Origin of the sequence: Emticicia sp., from assembly GCF_043780375.1 — a bacterium.
Taxonomy (GTDB): Bacteria; Bacteroidota; Bacteroidia; order Cytophagales; family Spirosomataceae; genus Emticicia.
Genome location: NZ_JAYWCU010000245.1, coordinates 1 through 17,402, shown reverse-complemented (window position 1 = coordinate 17,402; position 17,402 = coordinate 1). Strand labels below are relative to the sequence as shown.

General features: G+C 37.5%; 12 protein-coding genes. 7 read left to right on the top strand and 5 right to left on the bottom strand.

Annotated elements, in window-relative coordinates; translation table 11 throughout:
• Window positions 1–56: 56 nt before the first annotated feature.
• Entirely contained in the window at window positions 57–1,367 is a 1,311-nt protein-coding gene (locus ACH2CJ_RS18485) for a UDP-glucose dehydrogenase family protein (RefSeq protein ID WP_394995080.1), read from the bottom strand.
• A gap of 449 nt (window positions 1,368–1,816) precedes the next feature.
• Between ACH2CJ_RS18485 and ACH2CJ_RS18480 the strand changes: the two genes are divergently transcribed.
• From ACH2CJ_RS18480 to ACH2CJ_RS18470, 3 genes are all read left to right on the top strand, one after another.
• On the top strand, window positions 1,817–2,464 hold the full coding sequence (locus ACH2CJ_RS18480; protein ID WP_394995078.1) for a gluconate 2-dehydrogenase subunit 3 family protein: 648 nt from the start codon (window positions 1,817–1,819) through the stop codon (window positions 2,462–2,464).
• Between the two features lie 99 nt (window positions 2,465–2,563).
• Window positions 2,564–4,282 (top strand): GMC oxidoreductase, encoded by a 1,719-nt coding sequence (locus tag ACH2CJ_RS18475; protein WP_394995076.1) that lies wholly within the window; start codon window positions 2,564–2,566, stop codon window positions 4,280–4,282.
• A 111-nt stretch (window positions 4,283–4,393) separates the two neighbouring features.
• The gene (locus ACH2CJ_RS18470) at window positions 4,394–4,753 is read left to right on the top strand and encodes a hypothetical protein (protein WP_394995073.1); all 360 of its coding nucleotides are present in this window, start codon (window positions 4,394–4,396) and stop codon (window positions 4,751–4,753) included.
• Here ACH2CJ_RS18470 and ACH2CJ_RS18465 read toward each other — a convergent pair whose 3' ends face one another.
• The gene (locus tag ACH2CJ_RS18465; protein ID WP_394995070.1) at window positions 4,754–6,559 is read right to left on the bottom strand and encodes a family 10 glycosylhydrolase; all 1,806 of its coding nucleotides are present in this window, start codon (window positions 6,557–6,559) and stop codon (window positions 4,754–4,756) included. It abuts the gene before it with no gap.
• A 73-nt stretch (window positions 6,560–6,632) separates the two neighbouring features.
• On the opposite strand from ACH2CJ_RS18465, the gene ACH2CJ_RS18460 reads away from it, so the two are divergent.
• Window positions 6,633–6,953, top strand: coding sequence for a hypothetical protein (locus ACH2CJ_RS18460; RefSeq protein ID WP_394995068.1), 321 nt, complete (start codon window positions 6,633–6,635; stop codon window positions 6,951–6,953).
• 43 nt (window positions 6,954–6,996) lie between these two features.
• Here ACH2CJ_RS18460 and ACH2CJ_RS18455 read toward each other — a convergent pair whose 3' ends face one another.
• The 3 genes from ACH2CJ_RS18455 to ACH2CJ_RS18445 all read right to left on the bottom strand — a co-directional run bounded on the left by ACH2CJ_RS18455 (window position 6,997) and on the right by ACH2CJ_RS18445 (window position 10,705).
• Window positions 6,997–7,782 (bottom strand): S1/P1 nuclease, encoded by a 786-nt coding sequence (locus ACH2CJ_RS18455; protein WP_394995065.1) that lies wholly within the window; start codon window positions 7,780–7,782, stop codon window positions 6,997–6,999.
• A 137-nt stretch (window positions 7,783–7,919) separates the two neighbouring features.
• Entirely contained in the window at window positions 7,920–9,296 is a 1,377-nt protein-coding gene (locus tag ACH2CJ_RS18450; RefSeq protein ID WP_394995063.1) for a Gfo/Idh/MocA family protein, read from the bottom strand.
• 35 nt (window positions 9,297–9,331) lie between these two features.
• Window positions 9,332–10,705, bottom strand: coding sequence for a Gfo/Idh/MocA family protein (locus ACH2CJ_RS18445; protein WP_394995060.1), 1,374 nt, complete (start codon window positions 10,703–10,705; stop codon window positions 9,332–9,334).
• Between the two features lie 622 nt (window positions 10,706–11,327).
• Here ACH2CJ_RS18445 and ACH2CJ_RS18440 point away from each other — a divergent pair.
• The 3 genes from ACH2CJ_RS18440 to ACH2CJ_RS18430 all read left to right on the top strand — a co-directional run bounded on the left by ACH2CJ_RS18440 (window position 11,328) and on the right by ACH2CJ_RS18430 (window position 17,186).
• On the top strand, window positions 11,328–14,345 hold the full coding sequence (locus ACH2CJ_RS18440; protein ID WP_394995057.1) for a SusC/RagA family TonB-linked outer membrane protein: 3,018 nt from the start codon (window positions 11,328–11,330) through the stop codon (window positions 14,343–14,345).
• Window positions 14,346–14,430: 85 nt separating this feature from the next.
• Window positions 14,431–16,116 carry a RagB/SusD family nutrient uptake outer membrane protein gene (locus tag ACH2CJ_RS18435; protein WP_394995055.1) on the top strand — a complete coding sequence of 562 codons (1,686 nt, stop codon included), beginning with the start codon at window positions 14,431–14,433 and terminating at the stop codon, window positions 16,114–16,116.
• A 197-nt stretch (window positions 16,117–16,313) separates the two neighbouring features.
• Entirely contained in the window at window positions 16,314–17,186 is an 873-nt protein-coding gene (locus ACH2CJ_RS18430; protein WP_394995053.1) for an inositol oxygenase family protein, read from the top strand.
• The last annotated feature ends 216 nt before the right edge of the window (window positions 17,187–17,402 follow it).

Genomic DNA, 17,402 nt, shown 5'->3' with positions numbered 1-17,402 from the left:
AGTGAATGATTGAATTGTAGAATGAGTGAATAAAAATATTCAAATATTCAGTTTTATTACTTTATAGATTGTCTGCCGACAGAGAAATACGTATAACCCAACTCTTGCATATCTTTTAATTCATAAAGATTTCTGCCGTCAAAGATAACTTTATTTTTCAAAGCTGTTTCCATTTTTTCAAAATCTGGCGTGCGGAATTCTGGCCATTCGGTCATAATCATCAAGGCATCTGCTCCTTCGAGAGCTTCATAAGGTGTTTTGGCATATTTTACTTTTTTGCCAACTACTTCACGAATATTGTCCATTGCTTCTGGGTCATAAACAATCACTTTTGCCCCTGCTTTTCTGAGTTCTTTGATGTTGTACAAAGCTGGTGCTTCACGAATATCATCAGTATATGGTTTAAATGCCAATCCCCATATAGCAATTGTTTTTCCTTTCAAATCACCGTCAAAATGAGCTTTCAAATGTGGCATCATTTTGGTTTTTTGCTTTTCATTTACTTTCATTACTGACTTCAATATCTTGAAATCATAATCAAATTCAGTAGCGGTTTTTTCTAAAGCCTGCACATCCTTTGGAAAACAACTGCCACCGTACCCAATTCCTGCAAATAAGAAACGCTTGCCAATACGGCTATCTGTACCAATTCCTCTACGAATTGAATCAACATCTGCTCCTGCTTTTTCGCAAAGATTGGCAATTTCATTCATAAAAGTAATTTTCATTGCTAAAAATGCGTTTGCAGCATATTTTGTCATTTCTGCCGAACGCTCGTCCATGAAAATAATTGGATTTCCTTGACGCACCAGCGGAGCATACAATTTTTCCATTACTTTTTTTGCTTTCTCCGACTTCGTTCCAATAACCACACGGTCAGGCTTCATAAAGTCTTCTACGGCAACTCCTTCACGCAAAAACTCTGGATTTGACACAACATCAAAATCAACTTTTGCATTTTTTGCTACACGCTCATGTACTTTTTGAGCAGTACCTACTGGCACTGTGCTTTTATCAATAATTACTACGTAATTTTCTAATAATGGTCCTAAGTCGCTGGCAACGCCTAATATGTATTTCAAATCGGCCGATCCATCCTCACCTGGAGGTGTTGGCAATGCCAAAAATATCACTTGTGCATCTTTAATGCCTTCGGCAAGATTGGTGGTAAATTTCAAGCGACCTTCTTTGGTATTTCGGTCGAAAATTACGTCTAAGCCTGGTTCATAAATAGTGAGTTTTCCTTTGCGAAGTTTTTCAATTTTACGTTCGTCAATATCAACACACATAACTTGGTTGCCTGTTTCGGCAAAACACGTACCCGTTACGAGTCCTACATATCCTGTTCCTACTACTGCTATTTTCATAAATTAAAACCCCCAGCCTCTAAAGGGAAATTTTTTTGTTGTGAATAATCGTCTGATTGAGGCACTTTCAGACAAGCAATATTTTATATTTTTAGATTTCTATCTTATGGCACAAATGTATAACTTTTTTTAGGAATAAAAATTTAATGCAACCAAAAGAAATAAAAATATTTCTCAAAAAAAGGCACTTAACACAATAATATGTTTATGAAGTCCAATTTTTAGAACATTATTTCGGTTTTTTGTCGTCAGGCTTAAAATGGGAAAATATTAAAAAAAAGGGATTTTACCGTAAATAAAATTAAATTTCTATGAAAACTTATTACAAAAATTTTGCCAATTTATAGCTGTTCATAGAATTTTCATTGGTTTTAACTTGCATAGACAAATGATTCTTTCGTAAATTCACCATTTAATTTATTTGACCACCCATTAAAGTATATTTAACCTTGAATAGAAGAGATGCCGTGCAAAGAGTTGCCTTCCTGATGGGAGGTGCTTTGTCTGCCCCAACACTGATTGCAATGCTTGAAGGCTGCAAGTCTACTACTGCTACCGAAGCAGCTACTTCTTTTGGTTTTTCGACCGAGTATAAAAATTTGGTTTCTGAAATTGCCGAAATTATTATTCCTAAAACCTCAACTCCAGGAGCTAAAGATGCAGGCGTAGGCCCATTTATTGAAAAGATGCTTAAAGACTGCTATACAACTACTCAGCAAGAGCATTTTTTGAAAGGTCTTGATGAACTTGATGGAAGCTCGAAAAAGGTAAATGGAGGAAAAAGTTTCTTAGAAAGTACGCCTGCTCAACAAACTGCTTTGTTGAAAACCTTTGAAACTATGTCGAATGAAGAAGCAAAGAAAAATGAAACTGCTAAGAAAATAGTAGATGCTGAAACGGGTTTGACCAAAGAAACTAAAGGAAAAACAGAAGCTCCGCCAACACCATTCTTTAAATTAATGAAAGAACTCACGCTTCTCGGTTATTTTACTTCGGAAGTAGGTGCTACCCAATCATTGGCTTATATGGCAGTGCCAGGCAAATATGAAGGTTGTGTAAAAATGACTCCAGGGCAAAAAGCATGGGCACTGAATTAATGAGTGAGTGAATGAATGATAGGATGAGTGAATAACAGATTCTTTATTATTTACACCTATAATTTAATAAATCTTAGACAAAAAACACTATTCAATCTGATGAATATTCAAGGTAAAGAAAAAGAAAAAATGACTTACGATGCTATCGTTGTAGGTTCAGGAATATCAGGCGGCTGGGCTGCTAAAGAGTTATGTGAGAAAGGCTTAAAAGTGTTAATGATTGAGCGAGGAAGAGAAATTAAGCACGTAGAAGGGTATGATACTGCGATGAAAAACCCTTGGGATTTTCCGCACCGTGGCAACATGGACAACATGGCAAAAGAAGAATATTGGGCAAGTGTTCGCACAGGTTATACTGGCAGAGAAGAACACCGCAATATGTTTGAAAACGATAAGCAAAATCCGTATTTAGAAAAACGTGGTTTCGACTGGATTCGTGGATATCACTTGGGCGGACGCTCATTGATGTGGGGTCGCCAAAGTTATCGCTTGAACGAAAAAGATTTTACGGCAAATCTTGAAGATGGACACGGCGTTGACTGGCCAATCCGTTATAGTGATTTAGCTCCTTGGTATAGTCATGTAGAAAGTTTTATTGGTGTAAGTGGTACAAAAGAAGGTTTAGATGTATTGCCCGATGGTAATTTTCAACCTGGCATGGAAATGAACTGTGTGGAGAAAGATTTCAAATCAAAAATCAATAAAAAATTTGGTGGTCGTGCCGTAACTATTGGTCGTACGGCTCACTTGACAGCTCCAACCAAAATTCAAACTGATTTAGGTCGTTCATCTTGTCAATATCGTAACGCTTGTATGCGTGGTTGCCCTTATGGAGCCTATTTTAGTACGCAATCTGGCACTTTACCTGCAGCAAATAATACTGGAAATTTGACTTTGACAACCGATAAAATTGTTCACCAAGTAATATTTGATGACGAAAAAGGAAAAGCAGTTGGTGTAAAAGCCATTGACCAAAATACAAAAGAAGAATATGAATATTTTTCAAAAATAATCTTCTTAAATGCTTCTTCTATTAATTCATCTTGGATTATGATGCAGTCAAAATCTACGACTCATCCTAATGGCTTAGGAAATGAATCTGACCAATTGGGCAGAAATATCATGGATCACCATTTATCTGTAGGTGCTTCAGGAACTTTCGATGGCATGGAAGATATGTATTATTATGGTCGTCGTGCCAACGGTCTTTATATTCCTCGCTTTACGAACTGGGGAAGCGACAAAAAACGTGATTTTGTGCGTGGATTTGGTTATCAAGGTGGAGCAAGTCGCTCAACTTGGGGACGTGGCGGCTCGATTGATGGTTTTGGTGCAGATTTCAAAGAATCAATGACGCAAGTTGGCCCTTGGTCAATGGGTCTTGGGGGTTTTGGTGAAACTGTTCCTGATTCAAATAATCGATTTATATTGTCTGACAATAAAGACAAATGGGGCTTGCCCGTAGTTGAGTTTGATGCAGCTTGGGGCGAAAATGCGTTGAAAATGCGTGTGGCAATGATGAACGAAGCAGCTGAAATGTTGGAGGCTGCAGGTTTCAAAAACATCAATCCTTATAATAATCCAACTCCAAATCCTGGTATTGGCATTCACGAAATGGGAACGGCTCGCATGGGTCGTGATGCGAAAACATCAGTTTTGAATGCAAATAACCAAGTTTGGGGAGCAAGCAATGTATTTGTAACCGATGGTGCTGCCATGACTTCTTCGTCGTGCGTAAATCCTTCATTGACTTATATGGCTCTAACAGCCCGTGCGGCAGATTTTGCTGTGTCGGAGTTGAAGAAAATGAATTTATAATTTAAGACGTGACATAGTTATAAAAAGAGCGAATCTGCCGTTGGTAGATTCGCTCTTTTTGTGAACTTCATCATAAATTTCAATACATTTACAGACCTTAATACAAAAGATATGAAAAACTTAAAATTAATCTTAACATTTCTATTCGGAGTAATTATGATTATCGCTGGAATAAATCACTTCATAAATCCTGAAATGTATGCTCCTTTTATTCCTGATTTTTTGCCAAATGTGCTTGTCAATTATTTAGCTGGTTTTGGAGAAATTATTTTTGGCGTTGGTGTTTTTACTTCACGCTTCCGCTCAATGGCAACACTCGGAATATTGATAATAATGTTGGTTTTTTTGCCGCTACACATCATTGATGTTTTCAAAGATAACCCTTCCATCGGAAGTCATCAAATGGCATTGATTCGTCTACCAATTCAGTTCGTATTAATCTTTTGGGCTTGGTTTATTAACAAAAAATAATTAGCGAATCACTACCATTTTTTTACTAAAAATACCTTCTTCTGTTTCTAAAACATAGAGATAAATACCAGTATTGAGCATCTGATTATTGAATTCGATGCTATGATTTCCAGCTGGTTTCCATTCATCCAACAACGTAATTCGTTCTCTGCCAATGAAATCTCTTATTTTGAGCGAAACTTTTCCTGCTTTAGCTAAACGATAATTAATTTTAGTAAAATCCGAAAAAGGATTGGGAAAGTTTTGTGAGAGTTTAGTTTGTAAATTTTCTTCTTCAATGCCCGTAATAACCACAATACTTGAAGTATTTGAAGGAATACTTTCGTTGTGCAGTCGGTCGATTGCTGTAATAACATAGGAATATCGCAGTGCTTGTGGAGAAGTTTCAGCATCAAAAAAAGCAGTGGTATCTTTTGTGATAATACTCCGAATTGCCTCCGTTTTGTTAATATCCACGGCTTCGTTATTAGCAAAACGATAGACTACATATCCTCTTATTTTTTCTAATTCTGTTGTACCAGCCGAAGGCTTATTCCATTTGAGTTGTAAGCCCATATTGGTCAAATTTACAGTCAAATTTTGTGGGGCATTCGGAGCAACCGCATCTTTCCAAGCCATCGTAGGCATAAGTGATGGCGTTTTATAAAATTTAGTAATCAACGAATCTCGAAAACCAAGAAGGTTTTTATTTAGCGTATTAGTATTGTAAAAAATACTCCCTCGCACTTTCGCATTACTGCGGCTCAAGCGAATTTGATTGGGCATTTGAGTAGGATTTTGCCAAGTCGTATTATCACTTGCATTGATGCGATAGGCCGCATGACCAATATACAAATGACGGTCGAAAGCATTATTTGCCCACCACGGAACTAAGATGGCAAAGTCGGCAACAGCAAGACCGATGTTCCAATAAATTTGGGGAGCGATATAGTCCACCCAACCATTTTGCAGCCATGCTCTTGAATCACAGTAAATGTCATTATAACTTTCTAAACCCCCAGTAGCCGAACCCAAAGGTTGTGCCGATGACTTGTTTTGCCAAATTCCGAATGGAGAAATACCAAATTTCACCCAAGGTTTTACCGATTTCAAAGTATCCGAAATTGTTTTTACCAAAATGTTTACATTATCTCTTCGCCAGTCAGTTTTTTTCAAAATTCCTCTTGAATTTTTGGCATAAGTTGTCGAATCGTTGAGCGTCAAACCAGTGGTTGGATAAGGATAAAAGTAATCGTCGAAATGCACGCCATCAATGTCATATTTATTAGCAACTTCCATAACTACTTGCGTTACGTGTTTGATAACTTCTGGATTTCCAGGGTCAAGAACTCGCAAATTTCCGTAAGGCAAAAGCCATTCTGGATGCTTCAAAGCCACATGTTTAGCATCTAAAAAAGAAGTATTTACGTTAGAAACTGCACGATAAGGATTGAACCAAGCATGAAACTCAATGCCTCGTTTTCGACATTCGGCAAGCATAAAAGCCATTGGGTCGTAATATGGCTCGGGGGCTTTTCCTTGTCTGCCAGTGAGCCATTCTGCCCAAGGAGCAAGTTCTGAAGGGTAAAAAGCATCGCCATTGGTACGAATTTGCACCATTACAGCATTGATGCCTGCTTGTTGGTGTTGGTCGAGCAATTTGATAAATTCTGCTTGCTGTTGAGCAGTGGTGAGGGTTTTGTTTGATGGATAATCTATATTTCCGACGGTAGCAATCCAAGCTCCTCGAAATTCTCTTTTAGGATTTTGAGATTGAGCGGTGAGTAAAATTAGGCAAAATAATATTGTTGTAAAATATAATCTCATAGATGGGTTCAATTTTAATGAGCCAAAATTACCAATTTTTGACTAATTTTGAGTAAATTATTAAAATTAGAAAATGTTGAATCAAGAGAAAATTGAACAATTAGAAGCATACAAACTCAAAGAAAGATTTATTTTGGATGATTGGGAAGACCGTGAACTCGTCCCTTCGTCAAGTTCGACGGTGGAGCGGATGCACAAAGAAGTTGAGCGATTTACTGATTTTTTGATACGCCAACTTGTCGCCAATGTGAGTAACTTACAAACCCAAGTACAACTTTATTTCAATGAATGGGACAATGAATATTTCAGTCAAGACGAAACCGAATATATTGTTGAAATAGAATACGAAGCAATGAGAATTGTAGGGCTAAATATTGATAAATTGATAATTTAACTTTTACCTGCGTATGAGGTAAAAGTTAAATTATCAAAAGTGCTTACCTAAAAATCTCATTCAGCAAGCCTGCCAACCTTACGCCACCTTTTAGGAGTTGTTGGTTGAGCATTTCTACATTATCAAAGTTATAGCGATAGCTCAATCTTGGCTCTGGCTGTTTGATGCCAGCATAAAGTTTATCGGCCAATTGATACGACTCAAAAAACCACTCGGTCATGGGTTGTTGTTGCCACTCACGTCTTTGCTTTTTTGTTACATAATTGATATTTGCCGAATATTCAGTATAACTCAGTTGCTGAAAATCAATCAATTTACTATCCCACAAAGCATGCAAATTTGTGGCATCGCTAAACCAAAAAGCTCTGATTCGATTTCCGCCCAAATCTTCGGCACGACTCACGTGCATGGGTTGATGAATATCGCCCGCAATGTGAATGAGTAATCTGAGGTAGAATTGTTTCTTTTCAAGCGAATTTTGCTTATTTTTCAATTCACTAATCAAAAAAACGAGTTTTGTGTAGGCATCTGTTCCTGTGTCTTTCTGTAAATATTCGGTAAAAGCGGCATTATTAAAACCAGATTTGATATTGATATAATGCCAAGAATCTAAGTATTTGAACGAAGTATCTGACTTAATGAAATCTGCCCAATTGCTGGAAATTGCGATTGATTCATTGCCCAAAATTTTACGGATATTCCTTTTAGCTTTGCACGAAAGATAAGAATCAGCAATATGCCCCACTATCCGATGCCCCGTTGGTCCCCAAGCGAATGTTTGTGATGAAAACGAAAGCAATAAAATCAGAACTAAAGTCTTTTTAATCATTATATTATTTATTTGTTGGAAAATTTCTGCAAAGAAACTAAAAATAGTTCATGCAAAGAAAGGTATTGGCGTTGAACCACAGAGTTTCACCAAGCTTTACTTCGTGGCGAATATTTTTCAGTGCGAGATTAGTACTTTTATTTCTTCTTCATTTTCATCTCAATTGGATCCCAATGGATGATTTTTTTATCGAAATAACTAAGATTACTAGCCAAAGCAGGAGCCGCCGCACGGAAGCCAAAAACTGGGTCTTGGCAAGTTTCCTGGCTACCTTTTCTGAGATTATCAAAGAAATTTTTGAAATGCTTGGCGTGAGCATCATCATCTTTTGGTGTTTCGTATTTTATTTCTTGCACGGCAGGGGCAGTTCGGTCAGCCTCTGCATATTTTGCATCGTATTCTTTCTTAAATTCTTGCTGCATGGCATCCGAGAATGTCGCAAAACTCTCACCTGAACCATAACCTGGGGCTTTTGGCAATTTTCTTTTGGTAAGCGTTAAACCTGCCGCACTCCACAAAATTTCGCCCTCTGTACCTACAATACGAGTGACGTTTTTAATTGCTCCCGCATTCGCAAAATTTACTCTTAATACCGCTTGAAACTTCGTGTGTTTTTCAGTTTCAGGATAATCCAACACCGTTACCATTACGTCAGGCACGTCACGACCATCTTTCCAGTAGCTTAATTCGCCCGAAGAAAAGATACGCTCTGGCCCGATTGCCCCAGTAGCAAAGTGCATACCAGTAATTAAGTGTACAAATAAATCGCCGGCTACGCCCGTGCCATAGTCACGGTAGTTTCTCCAACGGAAAAAGCGAGTAGCATCAAAAGGTCGACGTGGAGCATCACCCAAAAACCTATCCCAGTCAATTGTTTGTGCTGACGCATCGGGCGGAATTGAATATGTCCATGCACCCAAAGCATTATAACGGTCGTAAGTTGCTTCGATAAAATTCAAATCACCGATTTCGCCCAATTTCATCAACCTTTGGGCTTCGGCATAAGCAGCACCGCTACTTGGCTGACTTCCAACTTGCATAGTTTTACCTGTTTTTCGCCAAGTTTCAATCACAGCACGACCTTCATCAATGTGCTGTACCATTGGTTTTTCGCAGTAAACGTGTTTACCTGCATTCATAGCGGCAATGCTAATTCTATCGTGCCAATGGTCGGGCGTAGCAACGATTACGGCATCAATGTCTTTTCTGTCTAATATTTCACGGTAATCTCGTGTCGTAAAAAGGTCTTTATTGAAAGTTTCTTTGCCGTGAACTAAGCGTCCATCGTACAAATCGGCTGCCGCTACAAACTCAACATCTAAATTTCGGAGAGCTGCTTTTGTATCCGAATTTCCTTGAATTCCTAAACCAATCGTAGCAAAACGAATTTTGTCATTTGGACTAATTTTTTTTAGGTCTTTGATAATATTAAAAGGTTTGGCAAAACTTTCGGTTGCTAACAAAACCGAGGCCGCACCAACATTTTGAATAAATTTCCTACGGGAAGATTGCATAGTATTTGATTTTAGTTCTTGATTAGGATACTTTTTTATTTTTTCTTTAATTTCATTGCAATTGGATCCCAATGAATAATTTTTTGCTCGAAATAGCTATCATTACAAGCCAAAACAGGAGCAGCTGCACGAAAACCAAAAACTGGATCTTCGATTGTTCCTTGACTTCCTTTTTTGACATTTTCAAAGAAATTGGCAAAATGGTTTGCGTGAACATCTTCGCCTTTCGGAGCATCAAATCTAACTTCTTTTACAGGTTCAGATTTTCGGTCATTGTCCAAATATTTTGCGTCATACGCTGCTTTTGATTTCTTTTGTTCTTCCTCCGAAAATGTAGATAAACTATCATATCCGCCAATGCCTGGGGCTTTTGGTAATTTCTTTTTGCTCAAAACCAAAGCATTATCCATTAGATCAATTTGTCCTTCTGTTCCGATAATTCGAGTATTGTTTTTGATTGCACCAGCATTGCCAAAATTCACACGCAATACCATTTGAAATTGTGAATGTTGCTCGGTTTTTGGATAATCCAAAATCGAAACCAATACATCTGGCACATCACGACCATCTTTCCAGTAGCTTAGTTCACCCGAAGACAAAATACGAGTTGGCCCATACGAGCCTGTAATATAATGTACACCCGTAATGAGATGCACGAATAAATCGCCACCTACGCCCGTTCCGTAATCTTTGTAGTTTCTCCAACGAAAAAATCTTGTCGCATCAAATGGCATTTTAGGAGCAGTTCCCAAAAAAGTATCCCAATCGACTGTCTGTGTAGAAGCGTCGGTGGGAATCGTATAATTCCAAGCCCCGATTGCGTTAAAACGGTCATTATTTGACTCTATAAAGTTGATTTCTCCTACATCACCTGCTTGAATCATGCGTTTGGCTTCTTCAAAAACCGACCCGCTGATTCGTTGGCTACCGACTTGCATTGTTTTTCCTGATTTCTTCCAAGCATCAATTACGCTTCTGCCTCGGTCTATTTTTTGTACCATTGGTTTTTCGCAATAGACCGATTTTCCTGCTTCTAAAGCATCTTTCGTAATTTTATCGTGCCAATGGTCGGGTGTAACCACTAATACTGCATCAATATCTTTGCGGGCCAAAATCTCACGGTAGTCACGTGTAGTAAAAATGTCTTTTCCATAGTTTTCTTTTACTCGTGTTAAGCGACCATCATATAAATCTGCTGCTGCGACAAACTCAACACCAGCCGTTTTTAAAGCAGATTTTGTATCAGAATTCCCCTGAATACCCATACCTATGGTCGCAATTCGTATCTTGTCGTTGGGACTTATACTTAGACTTTTGATGATATTGAAAGGTTTGGCAAAACTATCGGTTGTTAATAAAGCCGAAGCAGCTCCGACATTTTTAATAAATTTCCGTCGAGAAGATTCCATGTTTATTGATGTGTTATAGGGCTTGAATAGTTTGAAGTGATGAAGTTAATGCAAAAAATAATTTTAATAAATTATTTACTCGTTTTATTTTAAAAAAATTTAATAAAGACGAAATTGGCTGTTCAAATATTTATTGAGAACTTTTGCCAAAAGAAAAAAAAGTAAATTTTGTTTATTCCAAAAAATGCGTGAATACTTGATTTTATTAGGCGACACGCATTTATTAGAGGTATCAATTGCAAACGTTTGCGTAACGATTACAAACGTTTGCGTAATTCAATATTAAAATAATTTAATTATTTATTAGTATAATGCAGTCTAAAGTAATAAAATATTAAAAACACCAAATATAAATTAATCACTCTTCAAACATTCAAGGTAAGCTAAATAAAGGTAACATTTTGGTAATATTGTGGTAATGCTGAAATCGTACTTTTGTGGCTTTTAAAATTGAGTTCATTCCTTACCAAATATATAATTAAAATAAAACCTAATAAATGACAGGCTAAAAAACCAACCCAAAGTCCGATTACTTTTCAACATTTTAAATAAATTTCAATAATTCATTTAAATATGTACTTCCTCAAATTCCTCAAAAAGATATCAAAAACAGTCAACAAAAATGAATCAAAAACTACAAAAAAACAGATTATTCTCCAAAATCATGGGAATTGCTGTACTTCAGTTATTCTTCACGCTCCTGTGTGTAGATATAGGCTTTGCAAAAGGCAACATCAACCCTGCTGATATTTCAGTCAAAGGTAAAGTAGCTGATGCAGAATCTGGCGACGGACTTCCAGGTGTGAGTGTTAGCGTAAAAGGTAGCACAAAAGGTGCGGTTACTGACGTTAATGGCGATTTTTCAATTGCTGTTATTGATAGTAAGTCGGTTTTGGTTTTTAGTTATGTTGGTTACACAGCTCAAGAAGTGGTTGTGGGTAGTCAAACTCAACTAAATATTCGATTAAGCTCAGATAGCAAAACTTTGAGCGAGGTGGTGGTAGTGGGCTACGGTACAGCAAAAAAAACCGACATAACTGGTGCTGTAAAATCGGTTAGAAGTGAAGAGTTCAACAAAGGTATCATCAATTCACCTGAGCAATTATTGCAAGGTAAAGTTGCTGGTGTGAATGTTACTTCGGCGAGTGGAGAGCCAGGTTCGGCACAAGGAATTACGATTCGTGGTCCGGGCGGTGTTCGTACTGGCAGTACTCCTCTTTTTGTGGTTGACGGTTTGGCTTTAGATAATTCGGGAACTGGTGGAGCGATGAATCCATTGACTTTCTTGAATCCTCAAGATATTGAATCAATTGATGTACTGAAAGATGCTTCGGCAACTGCCATTTATGGTTCTCGTGGAGCAAATGGCGTTATCTTGATTACAACCAAAAAAGGTAAAGTAGGTGCTTCTTCATTAAACTATTCGGCAAGTGTGGGTATTTCTGAAATCGCTCGTGCATTGCCAGTTTATTCTGCCGACGAATATCGCAAAGCGGTACCGAGTGTAGGCGGTGTTTTAGAAGATTTAAAAGGCAATACCGATTGGCAAAAAGAAATTACTCGTACGGCATATACGCAAAATCATAATTTGACTTTGGGTGGTGGTGCAGGAAAATTGACTTATTATGCCTCATTTGGCTCTCAAAAGCAAGAAGGAATCTTGAAAAACAATGATTTGAATCGTTATACTGGTAGAATTAACGTAAGTCAAAAATTCTGGGAAGATCGCCTAAGCGTAGATGTAAACTTAAATGCATCATTTACTAAAAACACTCGTCCACCGATTGGTGGAATGCTCGGAAATGCAATTTCAACCAACCCAACTTATCCTGCGTATGATGCCAATGGAAATCCGGCAGTATATCCAAACTTGGTTAATCCTTTGGTTAGCTTGAAGTTAGAAAGAGACATTACCAGTACTAATCGCTTGATAGGAAACATTTCTCCATCACTCAAAATCACTAAAGATTTAACTTACCGTTTGAATTACGGCATCGACAATTCTAATTCAGTTCGTGATTTAGAATCATTGCCAAATGCAGTTCCTTTACAAGATGGTCGTCTCGAAACAATTTATGCAAATAATAGCAATAGTCTTATCGAAAACTATCTTACGTATTCGCACGATTGGAAAGACCATAGTCTTACAGCACTGGCAGGACATTCATATCAAAAGTTTTTCCTTCAAGGGCGTTCATCAAGTATCAATAAATTCCCAATTTCAGATATCGAGCCACTTTATAATCCTGGTTTAGGGCAAGAATTGACTTTGGCAAATAATAGGCCATCGGGGTATGCTCTCAAAAACGAACTTCAATCGTTTTTTTCAAGAGTAAACTACCAATTTAAAAACAAATATTTATTTACAGCAACAGTTCGTGCCGATGGTTCATCGAAATTTGGTGCGAACAATAAATATGGCGTTTTTCCATCGTTTGCAGCGGGTTGGAGAATTTCGGAAGAAGAATTTATGAAATCATCACCTGTTAGCAACTTGAAAATAAGAGCTGGTTGGGGACAAACAGGTAATCAGGAAATTCCTTCAAAAATTACGCAGGCATTGTTTACTTCTCAGGTTTCAGCCGGTACGAGTTACCCTCTCAACTCAACCAACGTTTTTCCTGCAGGAACTACTTATACTCGTTTGGCAAACCCAGACATTCAATGGGAAGTTTCATCTCAAACCAATATCGGTCTTGATTTTGGTTTCTTGAATGGTGCTTTGTCAGGTTCGGTTGATTATTTCAATAAAATTTCAAATGATATTTTATTAGAAGTAATTCCATCTGACCCTGTTCAACCAGCAGGTACATTCTGGACAAATGTGCACGACATGACTATTACGAATAAAGGTTTAGAGATTGAATTAGCTTATCGTCAAAAAACAAAAATTGGGTTTAATTATGGCATCGGTGGAAACATTACTTTCATCAAAAACGTAGTAAATAACTCACCTTATTCGGTTATTCCTTCGGGAAGTGCTTCGGGTTCGGGTTTGACTTCGGCAACCATCAATGGTTATCTTAATGGTGAACCAATCGGCACATTTTTCTTGAAAGATTTTACAGGATTTGACGACAAAGGTCTAAGTACTTATAGAGATACTGATGGCGATGGACTTGTAACCGATAAAGACAGAATCGCAGCAGGAAGTGCTTTACCAACAATGCAATACAATTTCTTTGGAAACGTAAATTACAAAGGTTTCGATTTAATAGTTAATTTTAACGGCGTAAGAGGGAATAAAATTTATGATAATACCGCCAACTCAAATTTCTATAAATTGAGATTATCGAAAGGAATTAATACAACGCCAGAGGCAGTACAGTTTGCCAATGAATCAACCAATAATGCAGCTCCCGTTTCGACAAGATTCTTGAAAGATGGTGCATTTTTGAGACTCAATAACTTGGCATTGGGTTATAATTTCAATACAAGAGCTTTAGGTATCGACAAATATATTCCAACGTTACGATTATCGGTTACAGGTCAAAACCTTTTCGTCATTACGAAATACAATGGCTATGACCCAGAAGTAAATACCGACCGTACCATCAACGGTGTTTCGTCGTATGGTATTGATTATTTAAGTTATCCAAAAGCAAAATCTGTTGTATTTGGTCTAAATGTTTCGTTCTAAAATTTTTAGGTATTAGGATTTAGGTTTTGGAATAAAAATCTTTAAAAACTAATCAAAAATAGCTAAAATCATAAAAAATACTCAAATGAAAAAGAAAATATATTCGTTATTATTAGTGTGCAGCTTCGCCGTATTGGAGAGTTGCACCGACTTGAAAGAAGAAATTCTGGACGAAACACTATCGGCCGCTAAACTGACCGACAAACAAGCTGCCGACGGAATTATTGCTCCTGTGTACGCTCGTCTTCCTGATATTTTCTTGCATACCAACTATTTTGCTATTCAAGAAATCTCGACTGATGAGGCAATTTTACCTTACCGTGGCGGCACCGACTGGGGCGATAATGGTATTTATCTTGCTATGCACCAGCACACTTACCAAAGCACTGACCCGAATATTAGAAATACTTGGAATCTAATCTTGCAAGGAATATCGAGAGCTATTACGGCAATCAATACGCTTCCTACGCTCAATGACCCAAGTGCAAAGGTTTATTTGGCTGAGGCACGAGGCATGCGTGCTTATTATTCGATGCTTACACTCGACCTTTTCGGTTTGGTATTTGTGAAAGAAAACATCGGCGAAACATCAAAAATTATCCGTGGAGAAGAGGCTTTTCAATATATCAAAAACGAGCTTCTTGCCGTTGAGCCAGATTTAGATGTTTCTGTAGGACCTGGTCGTTTGTCTAAAAGTGCTGCTTGGGGATTATTAGCTCGTTTGTACATGAATGCCGCTGTTTATCGCGATATTTATGGAGTTCCTACCTTCAAACCAGAAGAAATGGACAAAGTAACCGAATATTGCGACAAAATAATTAGCTCTGGTCAGTTTAAATTATCGCCAGATTATTTCTCAATTTTTGGTTCAGACAATCATACAAACCAAGAGTTGATTTTTGCAATTGACCAAAGAGCTGAGTTGAATGGACATAACCGTATGGCGTATTTCTCGTTATCGGGCGACCAATTCCCGCTTCCTGCTTACCCAAATGCCAACGGTACTGATGGTCCTGCCATTACATCTGATTTTTATCGTACATGGGTTGACCAATATGCACCAAAAGACCCTGCAGTAGCCGACCCAAGATTTCATAAGCAAAATTTGTCGATTTACACAAACCCAGCCGATTCGTGCGTATCTGATGTCAATTTTAATATCAACAGAGGTATTTTGAGAGGTCAGCAGTATGGTTTAATTAGAAAAAATGGCGTTTTCTTGAAATGCCCTGATGGTAAAAACTTTAAAGTTGGCAAACTCTTCAATGATACCCGTAACAGACCAACTGTACCTGTTGTTTTCACTGAAAAAGTTGATTTTACCACCGCAGGAAGTGATTATAGCTCAGGTTTCAGAGTTGAGAAATATGAGTTCAGCAAGAAATCTGTTAGTGGTAGAAACTTTGGTGATGCCGACATTGTCATTATTCGTTTGGCAGATGTTTACATGATGCGTGCTGAAGCAAAATTACGTAAAAGTAACGATGCCGCTGGTGCTTTGGCAGACGTAAACTTTGTAAGAGCGGCAAGAACTTCGCCTCCTCCAGCATTGACAGCCATGTCATTGGATATTTTGTTCAAAGAGCGTGGTTTTGAGTTCTACTGGGAAATGCTTAGACGTAGCGATATGATACGTTTTGGGAAATATGAAGGCACTTGGACTGAAAAAACCAATACTGATAAGTTGAAAAGAATATTCCCAATTCCTCAAACAGCCATCGACGGCTCATCAAACCTTCCTGGCTATCTAAAACAGAATCAAGGATATTGATTTAATTCACAAATCTGTCGTAGAGACGTTGCAGAGACGGTCGTAGAGACGTTGCATTGCAACGTCTCTACTTTTTTGAAACGATTTCAAACGTTTGCGTAAATTTTATGTAAAATGTTATAGATTTTATTACTTTATTGCATAGTATTTGATAGTTTTCAAGAAAAAACGTTCAATAATTCAAAAAAAGACATACAATGGAATTCACTGAAAAAGAAATTTCGCCTTTAGCAAGCATTGAAGAATGGGAAGACGACCTACTCGTAAGGTATCCAGAGCCTAAAAACGTAGAAAAAACTAAGCAAGAATACCGTAATTATGAAGACTCGGAGCGAGTAAATACTGTGCGGGAATTTTATCGTTTAAATCATACTTATCAGACTTATGATTTTGTGGTTCAGAAAGAAAAAGAATTCTTGAAATTCGATAAACGTGAAATGTCAATTTGGGATGCCATTGATTTCTTGAATACTTTGGTTGATGATTCGGACCCTGATACAAATCTTGACCAGTTTCAGCATTTGCTACAAACCTCGGAAGCCATTAGAGCTGACGGTCATCCAGACTGGTTTGTTTTGACAGGTTTTATGCACGATTTAGGCAAGGTTTTGTGTTTGTTCGGTGAGCCACAATGGGCGGTTGTAGGCGATACTTTTGCCGTTGGGTGCCAACATTCCGACAAAATTGTTTATCCTGAATTTTTTGAAGCAAATCCTGACTCAAAAGACGAAAGATATAATACAAAATATGGTATTTATGAGCCCAATTGTGGACTTGAAAATGTAAAATTATCGTGGGGACATGACGAATATCTGTACCAAATGATGAAAAATTATTTGCCAGAGCCAGCTCTTTATATGATTCGTTACCACTCATTTTACCCACAGCACCGTGAAGATGCCTACGGTCATTTGATGACAGCTCACGACTACGAAATGTTCAAATGGGTAGATAAATTTAATCCTTATGATTTGTATTCAAAAGTGCCTGTGCAGCCAGATGCCAAGGCTTTAAGACCTTATTATGAGGATTTGGTAGCTAAATATTTGCCTAAGACTTTGAGGTTTTAATAAAACATAACATTCAAAACCAACATTGCCTGATATTTCAATATTGAAATATCAGGCTTTTTTTATTAATAACTTTAGTTACGCACACTGATTTAGTAGAGTATTATCAGCTTTAATAACTTATGCGAATTACGGGTTTAAAGTATAATTATTTTAAGATAACTTGACTCAAATTGTATTATTTTAATTTTTAGCAAAAAAAGACAGAGTGGGGTA

What these genes read in the sequence shown, in the direction of transcription:
- ACH2CJ_RS18465 (WP_394995070.1), bottom strand. Translation starts at nt 6,559, where the DNA reads ATGAGATTATATTTTACAACAATATTATTTTGCCTAATTTTACTCACC.
- ACH2CJ_RS18460 (WP_394995068.1), top strand. Translation starts at nt 6,633, where the DNA reads ATGTTGAATCAAGAGAAAATTGAACAATTAGAAGCATACAAACTCAAA.
- ACH2CJ_RS18470 (WP_394995073.1), top strand. Translation starts at nt 4,394, where the DNA reads ATGAAAAACTTAAAATTAATCTTAACATTTCTATTCGGAGTAATTATG.
- ACH2CJ_RS18485 (WP_394995080.1), bottom strand. Translation starts at nt 1,367, where the DNA reads ATGAAAATAGCAGTAGTAGGAACAGGATATGTAGGACTCGTAACGGGT.
- ACH2CJ_RS18450 (WP_394995063.1), bottom strand. Translation starts at nt 9,296, where the DNA reads ATGCAATCTTCCCGTAGGAAATTTATTCAAAATGTTGGTGCGGCCTCG.
- ACH2CJ_RS18440 (WP_394995057.1), top strand. Translation starts at nt 11,328, where the DNA reads ATGAATCAAAAACTACAAAAAAACAGATTATTCTCCAAAATCATGGGA.
- ACH2CJ_RS18430 (WP_394995053.1), top strand. Translation starts at nt 16,314, where the DNA reads ATGGAATTCACTGAAAAAGAAATTTCGCCTTTAGCAAGCATTGAAGAA.
- ACH2CJ_RS18445 (WP_394995060.1), bottom strand. Translation starts at nt 10,705, where the DNA reads ATGGAATCTTCTCGACGGAAATTTATTAAAAATGTCGGAGCTGCTTCG.
- ACH2CJ_RS18435 (WP_394995055.1), top strand. Translation starts at nt 14,431, where the DNA reads ATGAAAAAGAAAATATATTCGTTATTATTAGTGTGCAGCTTCGCCGTA.
- ACH2CJ_RS18475 (WP_394995076.1), top strand. Translation starts at nt 2,564, where the DNA reads ATGAATATTCAAGGTAAAGAAAAAGAAAAAATGACTTACGATGCTATC.
- ACH2CJ_RS18455 (WP_394995065.1), bottom strand. Translation starts at nt 7,782, where the DNA reads ATGATTAAAAAGACTTTAGTTCTGATTTTATTGCTTTCGTTTTCATCA.